This window comes from Sporosalibacterium faouarense, from assembly GCF_016765695.1.
GTDB classification, from domain to species: Bacteria; Bacillota; Clostridia; order Tissierellales; family VENL01; genus Sporosalibacterium; species Sporosalibacterium faouarense.
On sequence record NZ_JAETGO010000048.1, the window covers coordinates 1 to 15,985 of the forward strand.

Below are 15,985 nucleotides of genomic sequence, written 5' to 3' on the forward strand. Positions count from 1 at the left end.
TGAGATTGGGCAAATACTTAAGAAAGAGAAGAAAACTGCTTTGATGGTTACTCATGATATTGCTGAAGCTATGTGTACATAAAGGTAGAAAAATTTTCACTTATTACTTTCATCCAATGCATCTACTTATCTTTATACATTAATTTAACTTATTTAAATAAAATTATAAACTCATGAATCTTGAAAAGCAATAGTCACTAATATGTAACTACTGCTTTTCACCATTATTGCTATATTAATCATAAATAGTCTATTCTAAAATATATTAAATTCATTACCCAAATAAATTACAGTTATAGTCTCTTCTTATTTATCAAATCTTTCTTAATAAACTCATATAAACTATATCCAATTAAAAATTTTCTAACATTTCTTCGATCTGAGTGAAGTAAAGATGTAGTGTATTATATTCTTTTTTGGTTATATCACCCGCATGAGCATCTACATGTCGATATTTATTAATTTTATCCATCGCTACATTAAAAAGGGCTATTTCCATTGTAATAATATTATTAAATGCTGGGTATTCAGAAAGTATAATTTTTTTTAATTCTGAAAAGTACAATGAATTAATTAAATTTTTATCTTCTCTACGTTTTAATACTGAATCTATGTCTACTTTTATCTTTTTTTCAACTATATCATTCAGCTTGTCTTTTCCATATTTAATCATTAATGTTTGCTTCACAAGGGTTCTTAATTTTAGTTCTATGTTATTTCTTCTACTTGAAATAACTTCTCTAAATTCATCTTGACTATTTGGCATAATTTCATTCTTGTAATTACTATTCATATAGTTTTTGATAGCATCAATTTCAATATAATAATTATTATTATTACTTTTATGTACTATTCCGTACCCCAATAAGTGTACTATACTCAACTCATTATGTTTGATCTTTTCTGTGTACGACTTTTTATTCTCTAATGCTATATCTTTTAAGATATCAAATTCCCCAGGATACCACTTCTGTAACACAAACAAGATAGATTTTATATAGGAGATTAATTTAGTATCAATTTCTTCCTTATAGTCATCGAAATCTCTATTAGTAACTTTATATGGTCTTTGTGTAAAATGTGAGTTTAATATACTACATACATTTCTTATTAAGAAAGGATGTCCTCCATAGTAGCTATGCAACTTAAAGTAAACAGGTTCCTCAAATGATAATCCCATGTAACTTCCAATTTCTCCAATCATTTCTCTTACATCTTCTAATGAAAATAAATCTAGATATGTTGTGCTAACATTATTAAAAATCGGGTTGTCAAAACCTTTTATAGATATATTCTCAGTTATCTTAGGATTAACTCCTGCTATGATAAACGAACAAAGATTCTGTTCTGACTGTATAATTGAACGAATTGTTTGCCAAAAAGATAAGAAATCCTCACCGTTTGTCCAATTTTCACTTCTAGATAATTCAAAAGTAATATGTTCAATTTCATCAAAAATCATCAGAATTCTTTTTTTTCTAATTTTATTAATTTCTTTTAAGGATTTTAAAAAACACTCTGAAGCATTTTTCTCATTATATTTAGTTGATAATGACTCTAATTTAAGACTGTATTTATCTTGAATACGAGTGATTATATGTTCTAAAAGTTCAAACCATCTCAAATTGTATACTCCTGGACTTTGACAATCAATAAATATACTCATACCTTTCCTGGTATCCACAAGACGTTCAACTGCAAATAATACTGATGTCTTTCCTGTCTTTCGTAATCCAAATAAACCTGTTTGCTCTCCAATACTATACTTATCAAAGAAATTATGCACTATATTGGAACGTCCATAAAAATAATTATCTGACTTTAATGGAGACTCCATTGCAAATAAATCACGTTGATAAAAGTATTCTCTTAATCTATTCTGCAACAATTTTGTATCTAATTTATCCTCTAGTATTTCATCATATGAAAATGGAACTATTATTCTAGTCTCATCATTATTAGTATTACTTTTCTTTACAATTTCTCTAATATTTCTATCCTTACTAATTAAAATAATTACTACTGGATCTAATCTATTTGAGTAATCCATAAATAACTTGTCAACATAGTCCATCGCACGCTTATCATAATAACTAAATGGAGAAAAAAGCATCAAAACTTCATTAAACATGTTAAAGCTTTCTCTATACACTTCTGAAGGTTGTAAAAAATTAAAATAATAAGTAGCTGATTTAAATTTTTCTTCTCTTGAAAAAGTTATACCAAAAAACTGAGAAAACTTCTCAGAAATATTCTTCTCTTCATATGTACCTTTATAAACCAATTTAGATTTCTTACCTTTTGTTAATCTTTTTTTAAGATGTTCAACTCTATAATCTCTTAAAAATCTAATATTATTTGCTCTTTTCCCTTTTTCTGTTTTTGTAGGATGAAAAACAACTTCCATCCCTTCTTTTAATACTACCTTGCTCTTATAGTTATTCAAATGAGTTATATGAAAAAAATAATCTGATTTATCTTCCCCTTCAATAAAACCAAACGCTTTTTTTTCATTATATTTAACTACTGTTCCCTTCATATTCTAGCCCCCTTCAACTTAATAAAATTTAAAATGTACTTATGTCAATATATTAGGCAATAAAGTGTATTATTTTATTGCAAGGTTTTCGAACTCTTAGGAGTAAGATAATCTATGTTTCCATGTATACGATTTCTGTTGTCACAATCCATGATAAACTTAAATAGCTCTATATCTGCTTTTTCAAAGATAAGAAGCGTTTTACGACACTAAAAAAATACACTGACATTGCAATATGAAATCCCCATTTGAGTTTGAAAATAAAAATGTTATTTAGATTAAATTTTTACTAAATTTAACTTGTCCTTTTTATTCACATAGGACCAACTAATTAATTCACATTAGTCAATTCATTTTTCATATTAATTGATTTATCATTTAATCCATTTATTCTAAATTTATACCTCATATACATAGAAATCTTATCTTCATGAGTAGACATAATAATTTGTCTACCATTGAAATCATTTCTTAAAAGTTCCGTTAAAGATGCAATATTTAGATCATCCATCGTTTGAATTGGGTCATCTATCAATAATGTTTCTAAGTTATATTGTTTTTTATATACTTTATTTAATGCTAGCATCCAAGCTATAATTATACTTGATAACTGTCCAGCACTCATATAATGCAAAGCATCGTGTCCTGTCTCCATATCAGAAACAAATCGTAGTGTTTTAGAGTTAGATACTTCTCCCATCTCTAAAAATAGACCCATGCCTCTTTGATATGTCTGCATTATCTTACCACTATAGATATAGAAAGGAATTTCTATATCTTCTATGAGTTTCTCTTTCCTCTTATTTATATTATTTTCATAGACATCAACTATCTTTTGCAATGCCAATTTTTCTTTCCTATCATCTTCCTTTTTATTTTTAGTCCACTTTTCTATTATGTTAATCACATTATTTAATTTATTTAGTTCTTCTTGTAATTTTTCTTTTTTTGCATAACTTGCATCAAAATATTGTTTTTCAATATATTTCCTCTTATTACTTACATCCCTGATTGTCATCTTACTAATGTTCTGTTCACTTTCATTGAATTTATTTTTAAATACATTTTCAAATTCTTTTTTCTTTAGTTTTTTATTTTCTTTTTCAAATTCTTCACTTATTTCATTATAGCTATTATCTAAAATCTTTTTTAGTTTTGCAGCTAATTTTTCACTATCTACTACCTTGTTTCTTTCGCTATTTACATATTCATTGATCTGAATTTTATTTTTATCACACCACTTTATAAAGTTAAGAACTTTTTTTCTATTATCTTCTTTATTTTCATGAGATTTTTCCCCTTTATAGTTATAACATCTATTAATCTGTCCCCAGAACTCATCACTAATATTATTTTCATCATTTTGTAAAAACATATCAATATTTTTTACTAATTTTAATATATGCTCTTCATATAATTCATCTCTTTTATCTCTTATCTGATTTATATTTTCATTTATATATTTTTCAAATTGTTTTTTCTTTACTTCAATTTGTCTTAACAATTTTCTGTAGCTCTCATAAGAATAACCACATAATGGACATTCATTATTTTCTATATCACTATTTCTTATAGCTACTTTAAAATTCTTCTTAATTTCATCCCTTGTGTTATCTAAGTTTTGAATGATCTCATCCATACCATTAATATTTTTCTGTTTTTCTTTTATATCATTCAGTTTTTCAATAATCATGTCATATTCTGCGTCACATTCCAAGATGTTTTTAATTTTTTTAATTGTATCTTCTGACAGTTTTTTAATTATATTCTCTTTCTTTAACAAATTTTTGTACGCTTTTAAATTATCAATCTTAGTTTTAAGATTTCTAATTTTTTTATATTCTTCTTCTTTATCTTTTAACCAATGTCCTATAACTACTGTACATTTTAAAAACTCTATATCATTAGAGTATTCTTTAACTTCCTCTATGTAAAAATATTTTTTATAATCCTTATAATACTTTATTATGTTTTCAATATCATCTAACTCACGATATATTTTCTCCTTATTATCTTTAGTTACCTTTATATCTTCCTTATCCCAGTAAACTTTTTCAACTAAGTGTTTTAATAAACATTTATAACTAATATCGACTTTTTCATCATTATCTATTTCTTTATTTATCTCTTGAATTTCAGATAATTTTGTTTTTTTCTTATTTTTATACCTTGTATAAATACTTCCTACTCGTTTAAAAAATGTATTTACTTTATCAAGTTCATCATTAGCTAGTTTTGTATCTGTTATTGAGCTTATGTAATTTACCCTCTCACTTTCACTTTGTTTCAAATAGTACGTATTATCTTCTTGACTTATATAATAAAGTAAGTTGAAATATTCATCATGCTGTCCATTTATAAACTTATAGGCTTCCCTGGGATTTTCTTCAAACTCTAATTGTTGATTTTCTATTTTTTTAAGTATATCATCTTCATGTATTGAATCATTGGCTGTATAAGTTTCAAAATTATCAAAGTTATCAGGTCGTTTAGCTTTCCTTCCTGTTAGTTTTTTAGGGTCATTATATTTTACAATTGTCTTAATATTATTATTCTCATTAATCAATTCACATTTTATAACTATTGGCTTTTTTACATCCTTGTGATACAACAATTTATCGTATCCTGTACTTCCAGACGTAAGTAGATTATCTTCATTTCTTTTTATTTTATTAGTAAATGCAAGTTCTATTGCATCGAAAATTGTAGTCTTGCCAAACCCGTTAGGTCCATCCATTATAACCATATCCGAACCATCAAAATGTAGTTTCAATTTACTTATTAGCTTAAAGTTCTCTATATAAAGTGATTTAACTCTATATCCCATTAACGTCCACTCCAATCATAGTCAGAATTTCTGAGTCATCCATTTCTTTTATTTCCTCTTGAGTTTTTCTTACAATCTCATCTACAAGTAACTCTTTATCTTCTCCTATGTCTTTAATAAAGTTATGTATTTTTTGTATGATATCATCTAATTTTCGCGTTTCTCTCTCATATCTAAGGAAAGGAATCTTTATAAACAGTGATGATACTAAAGAATATGAAGTTGATTTATAAGGGTTCTTCTTAAATTCTTTAAACATATCATTGTTATTAATTATAGAATATAACTTCTCTTTTATTAAAGTATTTGATTTATTAAACTTGTTACTGAATCTCTCGACTTGCTTATCAGTATAGAGAAGTACATTTTTCTTAAACATATACGGATCTTCTTCAACATCATATATAAGTTTCCTAGTATTTTCATTGTTTTTGAAATTTTCTTTTAAACTATCTACTTCTACACATACCATCAAACTCGTATTTTTTTCAATATCATAAGCATAATTAAGTCTATTTTCAGCTTTTTTAAAATAATATATCATTTCTTTCTTAATATTTTTTAATTTAAGCATATCTGTATCTTTCAAAAATATAATCATGTGAAAGTTACTAAGTTTAGATTCCTTTCTAGGATACCAGAACATACAAGTTATCTCTTTATCTTCACTTTTTTCATTCTCCAGGTTTTCTCTGTAAAATATATCTTCATACCCAAATGAATTAAATATTTTCTTTATTATTTTTTGCATAGTCTTCAATCCTTTCAAATAAACTTCTTTTATCGATAATTTCTAAACTTTTAACATCCATGAAGTGTTTTTCAACAACCTCTTTATCATCTAATCCTATTTTATGGGAGTATCTATTCATAAATTTAGATCTCCAATTTAAAGTTTCTTCTTTCGTTATATTCACTTTATTTGAAATAAGCGAGTCTACATTATATAAGTTTCCAGCATTATCTATATTTGAATAAATCTTCTCTATAAGTAACCTTTTTTTGGTATCTGCTTCAATCTCTTCATTAATTGTGGTTATCATATAATTAGTACCTTGTAACTTAAATCTCGCATTTGCATCTATTTCTATATTATGCTCAAGGGTCTTTGTAACAATATCAAAGAAAACATTTTTTAGAGAATCAAGTTGTAATAAATTATTGTAATACACACGAATATCTTTATCTTTTAAATGGTGAGGTGAGATTCCTACGCAAAAATCTTTGATTCTATTACAATACATGTCTGAATGTCTAAATTGTTCTATAAAGTCATTTAATTTATTTGCTTTACTTAATAATTTATTTTTTTTCTCATTTTCTTCTATCTCATATATCTCATTTAAATCTTCCCTATAGCTTTGGTACTTCTTTTCAAACAATTTCCTTAAGTACATATCCCAATCTTTTTGTTTAATAATCTTGCTAGAAATTAACTTACATAGTTCGCATAAAGAAATAGTTCTTAAGTTTTTCTTTTCATTCTCATCTACTCTATCATCCACAATGTATTGATGACGTTTACGGACTAACTCGTCTATTTTATGATTTAATTGTAGTCTAATATTCATAATATCATCAGGATATATCTCAATATTATATTTATAATAATACTTTTGTATTTCATCATCAATTAATTTTTCTATTTTTTCCAAATCGCAATATGTTTTTTCTTCTTCTCCAATCTGATATTTGAAGACAGATATATCGTCAGATAATTCATCCTTAAATTGCACCTTTTTTATTAAATGAAGGTACCCCTTTGGATAATTTTCGACTTTATACTGATCTATCAATTTTTTTATACTATCAATAGCAGTAGTGTAATCAGAGGAGTTACATCCCTTACGAGCTTTAACTTGATGTAATGAATAGTAATAGTTATCTTCATAATTGTTTTTTAATGAGAAATCTTCTATCCATTCTATTTCTAAATCAGAACTTAAACATAAGTCACTTTCATTAATATGTTTTAGAGCTACATATAGAGCTACATGTCCTTGATATAAATATCCACTCCATGTCGGTGTAGCATCATGACCTAAAAGTTCTTCTAAATTACCATGTTTATGGTAAATACCAATCCACTCTGTTAATTTACCTTTCCAAAGTCCATATTTGTTAGCAATTTCATCTCTTTTTTTCTTTTTTGCTTCTTTGTCTGTTCCACATCTCTCATACTCTTCAATTGCTTCTAACACAATTTCTGTTATTTCTCTTAAAGTTCTTTTCATCTACTCACCTCAACATTATCAAAAAATGAAATTATTTCATCGCTATATTTACAAACTTCAACATTATATTCTATTAGTCCTTTGTTGAAAAAAATATGTTTTTGTCGATTTTTAGTTCCTTATTTTTAAATTTAATAACATAATTTATAGAATATCATACCTTCTTGATTATAATTTTAAGTATTTTATATATTTATTAGCTTTAAATAATGGCTTTTAGTTTTTTTCTTAATATCAATTGAAATATTAAATATAGTATAAATTAATTCTGTTTATATTTTCCTATTTTTGTCCATACTCCTAATAAGGGGGTATCGGACATGCCTAAGATATATAAAGAATTTGGAGAAAATATTAGAAAGTACAGAAAAAACAAAAAATTATCCACACCTGAGTTTGCTAAAAGGATTGGTGTATCAACAGGTCTTGTGAATAACATAGAAAATGGAAGACATGATGTTTTCAAACTAGAGTTGATATTTAAAATGGCTGCAGAATTAGATGTTTCACTTATACAACTATTAGACATTACTTCTATTAACCTAGATGATCTTGCTTTATTAGAAGAACTTAATTCTACTTTAACAAAAGATATCAGTGATGGTTCAAAAAGAATACATGAACTAAATAAACATCTCAATAAAATCATTAAGACTTTCATACTAGTAGCAGCAAAGTATGACTGTAATGAAGAAGCTATTAATTACATAAGTAATCATTTGATAGAGCAACTCAACTTTATAAAAAAACTAGATAATTTCAATGCTAAAGTCCCTGTTTCATAGGGACTATTTTTTATGTCTTTTATTTATATGAAACTTATTTCATATAAATGAATAGTTTTTATGAATCTACACAACCTATTAGCAAGGAGGTGTAGTAAATGTCAACCAACTTATATCTAAGTAAAACTAGCATATCAACCTATTTGAACTGCCAAAGAAGATTTAAATATAAGTATATAGATAAGATCAACCCTAAACAGAAGATTACAAATAAATATATGGCCTTTGGTAACAGTATGCATTTAACCTTAGCTGACTTCAATAAGCTTACTGAAAATAAATATAGAACCATAGATAATCTTCATAATCTGTTAAGAAAAAACTGGATTAGAGATGGATATGACTCCAGAGATGAGGAAAGAGAATTTGGATTATGGGGGTTAGAGATGTTAACTAATTATTTTAAAAACCCTCAGGATAAAGGCTCCGATAACCTTATAATTGAGGAAATGATTTATTTAAATAAAGAAGATTATACTTTATGTGGTAAGTTAGATAAAGTGTATAAAAATGAAAATGGAACAACTGAAATATTAGACTATAAAACATCAAAGAGTATATCATCTATTGATAATTTGCAGTTACCATTATATCTAATGTTAGCTAAATCTAAACTTGGTTACTATCCTAGTGTAGTTAGTCTATATTACTTGGCTGAAAACAAGAAGATTTCTAAAGAAGTAAATGAAAGTTTTATTGCTAAATGTACAAATGATGTTTTAAGCTTATGCGATGAAATTATTAGTAAGTCTGAGTATGAGTGTCGGCCTGATGCATATTGTGAATCTAAATGTGAAAACTTTAATGTTTGTGATCCTTTGAAAAACGAAAACTTAATTATTTTAAATAAAATAAAAAATTTTGAAAATGAAACTTATAACGAAAACATCTTTTAAGATTTAAATTTTATAAAGAATTTTGTCTAAAGTTAACACGATTTTATATGATTATCATTGAATTTTTATTAGAAATCCAGCTTTTATGGTATCTTGTTTTATACTAAAGCTAAAATTTCTTATTTTTATAATGAAATTTTCACAATCTGAATATATATAGGGAGAGAAGAAAATGAAAAAAGAACAAAAGAAAATAGATGTTTCTATTGAATATAAACAAAATGAAAAAGCAGTCAAAAAGTTTGTGGAATTCATCATTGACTATTATGAGGAAAAGATTCAATTAGAAAGGTAGGTTAACATGGAACCCCATAAATCTTTAGAGTTTTCTAGCATTCATACAGAAGTCCAGCAACTTGAAGATAATAGTTTTTTAACATGCTTTACTCCAGAAAATTATGCAGTAATATATGCCAGACAATCTATAAAGAAATCAACAAACTCAATAGAATCCCAAATTGAGTCCTGTAAAAAGAGACTAAAAAAAGAAAATTTTATCCTTTATGATGTTTACTATGATAGAGAATCTGGAAGAAAAATTCCTTTTGATGAACGTAAAAATTTCAAAAGATTATTAAATGATCTTAAGGCAGGTATGTTTAAAAATATCATAATTACTAGAAGAGATCGTTTAACTCGAAGTATGGAAGACTTCATGAAAATAAGAAAAATATTTCAAAAAAACGATATTAATGTAATCTATGCTAATGAAGGTGAGTTTGACAAATCAAATCAAAGCTACATATCTAATTTCATTGAAAATATTATTATGGCTATTGGAACACTCGAGCCTGAGAACATTAATGAACGTACTACAAGAGGTAAAAAAATAGCAAGGGAAAATGGCAAATATTCCAGTGGACAATACGTACCTTTAGGATTTGTAAAAACTAAGAACAAACTATATAAAAGAGATGAAATAGAAGCTTCTCTTATCAAACTAATATTTGAAAATTATCTAAAGCTAGATAGTAATATTCATAATGATGAAAAGTTCATGATGCAAGACCTATTGAAAATAATCAATGATTATACTAATAAACATAAAATCATAAATAAGAGAACAAAAGAAATTCTAACATTTTACCACCAAAAGGTCTATTCCACAATAGAGAAACCAGTGTATGCAAAGTACATTTTGAAGGATGCTAAAGTACCATTAGTAGAAACAATCTATTGGGATAATAAAGCTAATAACTATAAAGTAAATTTCAAAGACTTCTACGTGGAAACTTCTAATACTGATAGAATCATAGATAAGGGCACTTGGGAGAAGGCAATAATTAAGCACTTTGAATCTAAATTAGATTCTCCAATAGAACCAAAGAATTATTTGTTTAAAAACATCCTTTATTGTAGCTCTTGCAAAGGCAAAGTTAAACTATTAGAAAATAAATATCAGTGCCCTAATGGGTGTATAGAATTAGAGCCATTATTGCTATTTAAGAAAATTACAAATAAAATTCTCCTTGATATTGATGTAGACATTATAAGAGATATTTTAATACCTAAATTAAAACAAGCTAATATTGAACTTAATAACCTTAGGTCCAAAATGAAAATAAATGAAAAACAACTTAGAAGAAACCTTGATATATACATTGAAGATCCTGGTGATGAAATAATCCAAAAAGAAATTAGTTCTATAAAGCAAGAGCAAAAAGATTTAAAACTTAAAGTCAATGACCTTGGAGAGAAATTAGATTCTCTTGATTATAAGATAAACAATCTAGACTTTTTCAAAATAGAATTAACAGATCATTTTAATGAATTATCTAGTGAATATTTAAATAACAACTGGGAGTTGATTAATACACTAATTACAAAGTTCTGTGTAAAGGTGGTGCTAAGAAAGTATTCAAATAAAAATGGATATTCAGTCAAAGTCAAATACAATAATTAATAATAAAGCTGTATGTTATCTTAGAGTATCAACAGATAGACAAGAAAAAGAAGGTAACTCTATTATGATTCAAAAACTAGCTGCTGAGAAATATGCAGAAAAGAATAATCTTGAAATCATTGATTTTTATGAAGAATCAAAATCAGCATCAAAGATTCCTGATGAAAACTTCGATATAACAGGTAATATAGTTACAGCTTTAAACAATCGTAAAGAGCTACAAACTATTATTAGATTGGTAAAGAGAAATAAGTTCAAACATCTAATTGTTTATGATAGAGATAGATTGGTTAGGAACCTTGAAATGTTTGTAGCTTTGAACTTTTTCTTGAAAAAACACAATATTTCTGTACACTATGCTAAAACGAACGAAACTATTAATAAAGACTCAGATAAGATTAATAGATTTATAGAATTAGTTTTAGGTAGTGTCGCAGAGCTAGAGGCTAACCTAATTTCTGTTAGAGTAAAAGAAGGTCAAGAGCAAGCAATAAGAACCAACAAATGGCCTGGTGGCCAAACCCCTTACGGTTATTTAGACAAAAAAAAGCATAGTAATAAGTTTCTCCAACCTTCTGTATCTCAAATGATAAATGTACAAAAGATTTTTGATTTTTATAATAAGTTTGGCTATAGCTATAGACGAATTGCTAAGGAAATGAATGGAGTTGATAACTCCATTAACTGGACTAAAGGCAAAATCGAATCAATCCTCACCAATGAGGTATATACTGGTCAAATTGTATGGAATAGAAGAAGCCGAGAAAGGAATCCAGATACAAATCAAGAAATAATAAAGTCTGGAAGTATTAAAGATGCTAGGATAATAAGCAAAACTAATTGGGAAAACTCTGTAAGTATTAGAAATAAGAAGTCTAATATCCAAGATGCTAAATACTATAGTACTCCCTATCTACTAAGAGATAAATTAGTATGTGGTAATTGCGGAAATCTAATGAAGCCCAAGAATTATGGTAAGGATAAGTACGGAAAACAAAGGGAATGTGTATATAGATGCATCACAAAGAGTAACAATAGGTCTGAACTAATCTTAAGACAAACATTTATTGAAAATATTTTTATAAATGAGTTTACAAATATAATGAAATACCAGCAGACTGATAAACTTTGGGTGTATTATAGTTCTATCACAAAGGAGATAAAAGAAAAAAATACTAAAAACTTAGAAAAGATCATCAATGAAATAGAAAGAAAACAATCAAAGTTAGTTAAAATAGATACTTTACTAGATGATGCATTGATAGATGAGATTATTGAGACTTTAGAAGGTGAAAAAACGAAGCTAAAAAAAGAGCTAAATAATCTTCAATTATTGAAATCAAGAATCGAGCAATTACAAAACACTTACTTTAATAGTATGACTGAATTAAGTTCAGCTCTTCAAAATTTCTTCATTGAAGATTTCAATGAATTAGAGAATGAACGAAAAAGAATGCTACTAGACATTCTAGTTGATAAAGTTATAGTAACTAATACAGATAAAAAGCTAATACTTAAAATTGTGCTTAAATCCCAATTGGGATTAAATTAATCGTAAATTGATACTCCCTACTAGTAACGTGAAAATACTATCTGTAGGGAGTAAATCTTTGTCGATATTTATTGATTTAGTAGAGGTGATCTGTCTGTTTCAGTATACTGCAACAGACAGATCACCTATCTAACTTCAAGTCTTTTTATTACATTTTTATAACTACTATATCCTATATTATTTATCCTGCTAATTTTCATATTCTTTCTATTATAATTTTTCATTTTTGTTTTGGAAAATCAAATGAAATTTTAGTTACTACTTGTACTATTTTACTTATATTGGTATAAACACTAGTCATTTCAACATATTCTTTAATAAGATAATAATATTATTAAGGGTGTGAGTGACTATGAAGTATAATAAATTGCTTCCTTCAGATATTTTAACAGAGGTTGAAAAATTAGTTTCAGAAAATAAAAACCCTAATTACATTTCAAAATTTTTAAATAAAAAGTTAAATTTTGAAATTGAGTATGGAACATTAAGTAGGAGAATAAAAACACAACTTCAATTACAATGGAATAAAGAATTAAGCAAATATGAGAAATATGTAAAAAAGAAGAAAAAGTCTCATAAAAAAAACTTGGCAGGCCAATTAAATCTTTTCAATAATAGTGAAATAGAAGGTTCTCAGCAAAACATTCTTATAGAAAAAGATTCGGATCTTAGTCATAACAATATTAATGTTGAAGGTGACTTCTGCAATATCAAGGAGGATAGTCACTTTAACTCTAAGTCTAATATCTCAGATGAACGAAATTTTGATGTTGAAGATCTTCCCACTTATGATAGTGGAGAATATAGTGACTTTCAAATTCTCTTACTTAATAGTTTAGATACCTTAAATAATAATATCAAAAGAATCGACACAAGATTAAAGAAGGTTGAAAACTTTATGTCAGCACTCAAGACAAATAATCCATATAATAAGATTAGAGAAATGACAGATGACTTTATCAGCATTTATGCAAGTGAAAAAGATAAGAAGTCGGTAAATATAAATACTGAAATTAGAGACCGAGTGTTAAAGCAAATATCACAGTCTTATGGTATAAAAAACAATGCATCTTTGGCGATTAATACAGCATTACTCATCAGTCTTTATAATGAAAATAACTAAAAATCCTCATTCACGCGAATGAGGATTTTTTAATGCTTACTTTATATAATTATATTTTTAGCTTCTCAAGCAATCCTTTATATACTTCTAACCTTTGATCAGGAGGAAGTTTATTGATTTTATCAATTACTAATTCAGCTATTGCATTTCCCATGGAATTTTCTGCTCTGTCCTTATCTAATATATTCACTTCAACTTTTATTCTACTTTCCATTACTCTTCCCCCTTTGTAAATGATATTCTGAGGGAAGTTTGTACTATTCTTTGAAACCTTTATATGATTAAATATAATATTTCCATTAAATCAATTAATAAATAATTACTACTATAGTACTGGCATAAGATGTAATAATAGTCTCTTATTTCATATTTTGATAAAAGGTACAACACATATCTAATATCAATTCTTAAAACAATAAATATGAAAATAGTTTCATGGAGGTGAAAATTATATCTACTATAGCTATTTATTCTCGTAAATCAAAATTCACAGGTAAGGGAGAATCTACTGAAAATCAAATAAAACTCTGTAAAGAATATGCTTATAATCATTTTCAAGTAGGGGAAATATTAATCTATGAAGATGAAGGATACTCTGGTGGTAATACTGAACGTCCTAAGTTTCAAGAAATGATTAAAGCAGCAGAAAATAAAGAGTTTAATGTCTTGATATGCTATCGTTTAGATCGTATAAGTAGAAATATTGCAGATTTTTCTTCCCTTATAGAAAACCTCCAGGAAAATAATATTGATTTTGTTTCAATAAGAGAACAGTTTGACACATCAACACCTATGGGTAGAGCTATGATGTATATATCTTCAGTTTTTGCTCAGTTAGAAAGGGAAACTATTGCTGAAAGAATCAAAGATAATATGTATGAACTAGCTAGAACTGGAAGATGGTTAGGTGGTAATACTCCTACTGGATATACTAGTAAACCCAAACAATATGTAAATAAAGATGGAATAACTAGGAAGATGTACGTACTTTCTTCTATAGATAGAGAATTAAAACTAATTAAGTCTCTTTATAATAAATATCTTGAGTTAGGTTCATTAACTCAACTTGAAAGTTGGACATTAGAAAATAATATTAAAACTAAAGCTGGTAATGATTTTGATATAAGTGCATTGAAAATGATACTTAGTAATCCAGTCTATGTAATATCAGATAAACAAATACATAAGTATTTTCAAAACCATAAATCTGATATAGCCAATAATATAGATGACTTTGATGGAATCCATGGTCTAATGGTATTTAACAAACATGATGAAAGAAAAAAAACGATTACTAAGAAAGACAAATCAGATTGGATTGTAGCTATTGGAAAACACAAAGGAGTTATACCTTCAGATGATTGGATTAAAGTTCAAGAGCAGCTTATTAAGAACCGTAAAAAGGCTCCCAGAAGTGGTACTAGTAATGTTGGTTTACTTACTCCTTTATTAGTCTGTAAGAATTGTGGCTCTAAACTAAGGGTTATTTCTTCTAGAAAGAACAATAATATTTATCACTACTACAAATGTACTCTTAAGGAAAGATCACGAGGTAACAAGTGCAATATAAAAAACCTTAATGGCCGATTAGCAGATAAATATGTTATAGATGAAATAAAGAAAATTAACTATAAAAATAGTGAAATATATAAGCAGTTGAAATCAATGGAAAATAGAATTGTAACTGAGTCATCCAGTGATAAGTATCAGAAAGAAACACTGTTAAGAGAACTAGAAAATCATAAAAGAGCAGTAAGTAACCTTACAGCTCAATTAGCAGAAAATAAAGAATCTAAAGCTTCTAAATATATAATTGAGAAGATAGAGGAGTTTGATAATAAAATCAAGAAGATTGAGTCGAAATTAAATAATATAAAGCAGTCAAATAAAGTGATTAATGAAGAAATCAAACGAATTGATGAGCTGTTTAATTTAATAAGGTATTTTTCAGATAATATTGCTAAGCTAGAATTTAAAGAAAAGAAGAAATTGCTATCAAAGATTATTGGTGAAATTTGGTGGGATGGGGTTAGTATAAAGATAGATATAATGAGTTAATATGTTGTGAAATAAAGAGGATCTTAATTACCCAGTAACATATTTATTTCACAACATATTAACTTAAA

General features: G+C 26.7%; 12 protein-coding genes. 7 read left to right on the top strand and 5 right to left on the bottom strand.

Annotated features, from left to right (window positions below):
• Positions 1–352 precede the first annotated feature (352 nt).
• From JMO20_RS09890 to JMO20_RS09905, 4 genes are all read right to left on the bottom strand, one after another.
• Positions 353–2,539: a cold shock domain-containing protein gene (locus tag JMO20_RS09890; RefSeq protein WP_202709463.1), complete on the bottom strand. Its 2,187-nt coding sequence runs from the start codon at positions 2,537–2,539 to the stop codon at positions 353–355.
• A gap of 331 nt (positions 2,540–2,870) precedes the next feature.
• On the bottom strand, positions 2,871–5,366 hold the full coding sequence (locus tag JMO20_RS09895) for an AAA family ATPase (RefSeq protein WP_202709465.1): 2,496 nt from the start codon (positions 5,364–5,366) through the stop codon (positions 2,871–2,873).
• Complete coding sequence (locus tag JMO20_RS09900; RefSeq protein ID WP_202709467.1) at positions 5,356–6,117, bottom strand: ABC-three component system middle component 1; 762 nt, start codon at positions 6,115–6,117, stop codon at positions 5,356–5,358. The genes JMO20_RS09895 and JMO20_RS09900 overlap by 11 nt, the downstream gene beginning before the upstream one ends.
• The gene (locus JMO20_RS09905; RefSeq protein WP_202709468.1) at positions 6,089–7,600 is read right to left on the bottom strand and encodes an ABC-three component system protein; all 1,512 of its coding nucleotides are present in this window, start codon (positions 7,598–7,600) and stop codon (positions 6,089–6,091) included. Before JMO20_RS09905 ends, JMO20_RS09900 begins: the two co-directional genes overlap by 29 nt.
• A 320-nt stretch (positions 7,601–7,920) precedes the next feature.
• Here JMO20_RS09905 and JMO20_RS09910 point away from each other — a divergent pair, with 320 nt between their 5' ends.
• The 6 genes from JMO20_RS09910 (at position 7,921) to JMO20_RS09930 (ending at position 13,859) form a co-directional block, all read left to right on the top strand.
• Positions 7,921–8,385 carry a helix-turn-helix domain-containing protein gene (locus tag JMO20_RS09910; protein WP_202709470.1) on the top strand — a complete coding sequence of 155 codons (465 nt, stop codon included), beginning with the start codon at positions 7,921–7,923 and terminating at the stop codon, positions 8,383–8,385.
• A 98-nt stretch (positions 8,386–8,483) separates the two neighbouring features.
• Positions 8,484–9,281 (top strand): RecB family exonuclease, encoded by a 798-nt coding sequence (locus JMO20_RS09915; protein WP_202709472.1) that lies wholly within the window; start codon positions 8,484–8,486, stop codon positions 9,279–9,281.
• A gap of 172 nt (positions 9,282–9,453) precedes the next feature.
• Complete coding sequence (locus JMO20_RS20360) at positions 9,454–9,576, top strand: hypothetical protein (RefSeq protein WP_279380097.1); 123 nt, start codon at positions 9,454–9,456, stop codon at positions 9,574–9,576.
• 6 nt (positions 9,577–9,582) lie between these two features.
• The gene (locus tag JMO20_RS09920; RefSeq protein ID WP_202709473.1) at positions 9,583–11,184 is read left to right on the top strand and encodes a recombinase family protein; all 1,602 of its coding nucleotides are present in this window, start codon (positions 9,583–9,585) and stop codon (positions 11,182–11,184) included.
• Entirely contained in the window at positions 11,150–12,736 is a 1,587-nt protein-coding gene (locus JMO20_RS09925) for a recombinase family protein (protein ID WP_202709475.1), read from the top strand. The genes JMO20_RS09920 and JMO20_RS09925 overlap by 35 nt, the downstream gene beginning before the upstream one ends.
• Before the next feature lie 352 nt (positions 12,737–13,088).
• Positions 13,089–13,859, top strand: coding sequence for a hypothetical protein (locus tag JMO20_RS09930; RefSeq protein WP_202709477.1), 771 nt, complete (start codon positions 13,089–13,091; stop codon positions 13,857–13,859).
• Positions 13,860–13,908: 49 nt separating this feature from the next.
• Here the strand turns inward: JMO20_RS09930 and JMO20_RS09935 are convergent, their stop codons facing one another.
• Positions 13,909–14,073 (bottom strand): hypothetical protein, encoded by a 165-nt coding sequence (locus JMO20_RS09935; RefSeq protein WP_202709478.1) that lies wholly within the window; start codon positions 14,071–14,073, stop codon positions 13,909–13,911.
• A gap of 221 nt (positions 14,074–14,294) precedes the next feature.
• On the opposite strand from JMO20_RS09935, the gene JMO20_RS09940 reads away from it, so the two are divergent.
• Positions 14,295–15,917 (top strand): recombinase family protein, encoded by a 1,623-nt coding sequence (locus tag JMO20_RS09940; protein ID WP_202709480.1) that lies wholly within the window; start codon positions 14,295–14,297, stop codon positions 15,915–15,917.
• The last annotated feature ends 68 nt before the right edge of the window (positions 15,918–15,985 follow it).

What these genes read in the sequence shown, in the direction of transcription:
- JMO20_RS09920 (WP_202709473.1), top strand. Translation starts at nt 9,583, where the DNA reads ATGGAACCCCATAAATCTTTAGAGTTTTCTAGCATTCATACAGAAGTC.
- JMO20_RS09895 (WP_202709465.1), bottom strand. Translation starts at nt 5,366, where the DNA reads ATGGGATATAGAGTTAAATCACTTTATATAGAGAACTTTAAGCTAATA.
- JMO20_RS20360 (WP_279380097.1), top strand. Translation starts at nt 9,454, where the DNA reads ATGAAAAAAGAACAAAAGAAAATAGATGTTTCTATTGAATATAAACAA.
- JMO20_RS09890 (WP_202709463.1), bottom strand. Translation starts at nt 2,539, where the DNA reads ATGAAGGGAACAGTAGTTAAATATAATGAAAAAAAAGCGTTTGGTTTT.
- JMO20_RS09935 (WP_202709478.1), bottom strand. Translation starts at nt 14,073, where the DNA reads ATGGAAAGTAGAATAAAAGTTGAAGTGAATATATTAGATAAGGACAGA.
- JMO20_RS09940 (WP_202709480.1), top strand. Translation starts at nt 14,295, where the DNA reads ATGGAGGTGAAAATTATATCTACTATAGCTATTTATTCTCGTAAATCA.
- JMO20_RS09915 (WP_202709472.1), top strand. Translation starts at nt 8,484, where the DNA reads ATGTCAACCAACTTATATCTAAGTAAAACTAGCATATCAACCTATTTG.
- JMO20_RS09925 (WP_202709475.1), top strand. Translation starts at nt 11,150, where the DNA reads ATGGATATTCAGTCAAAGTCAAATACAATAATTAATAATAAAGCTGTA.
- JMO20_RS09910 (WP_202709470.1), top strand. Translation starts at nt 7,921, where the DNA reads ATGCCTAAGATATATAAAGAATTTGGAGAAAATATTAGAAAGTACAGA.
- JMO20_RS09905 (WP_202709468.1), bottom strand. Translation starts at nt 7,600, where the DNA reads ATGAAAAGAACTTTAAGAGAAATAACAGAAATTGTGTTAGAAGCAATT.
- JMO20_RS09930 (WP_202709477.1), top strand. Translation starts at nt 13,089, where the DNA reads ATGAAGTATAATAAATTGCTTCCTTCAGATATTTTAACAGAGGTTGAA.
- JMO20_RS09900 (WP_202709467.1), bottom strand. Translation starts at nt 6,117, where the DNA reads ATGCAAAAAATAATAAAGAAAATATTTAATTCATTTGGGTATGAAGAT.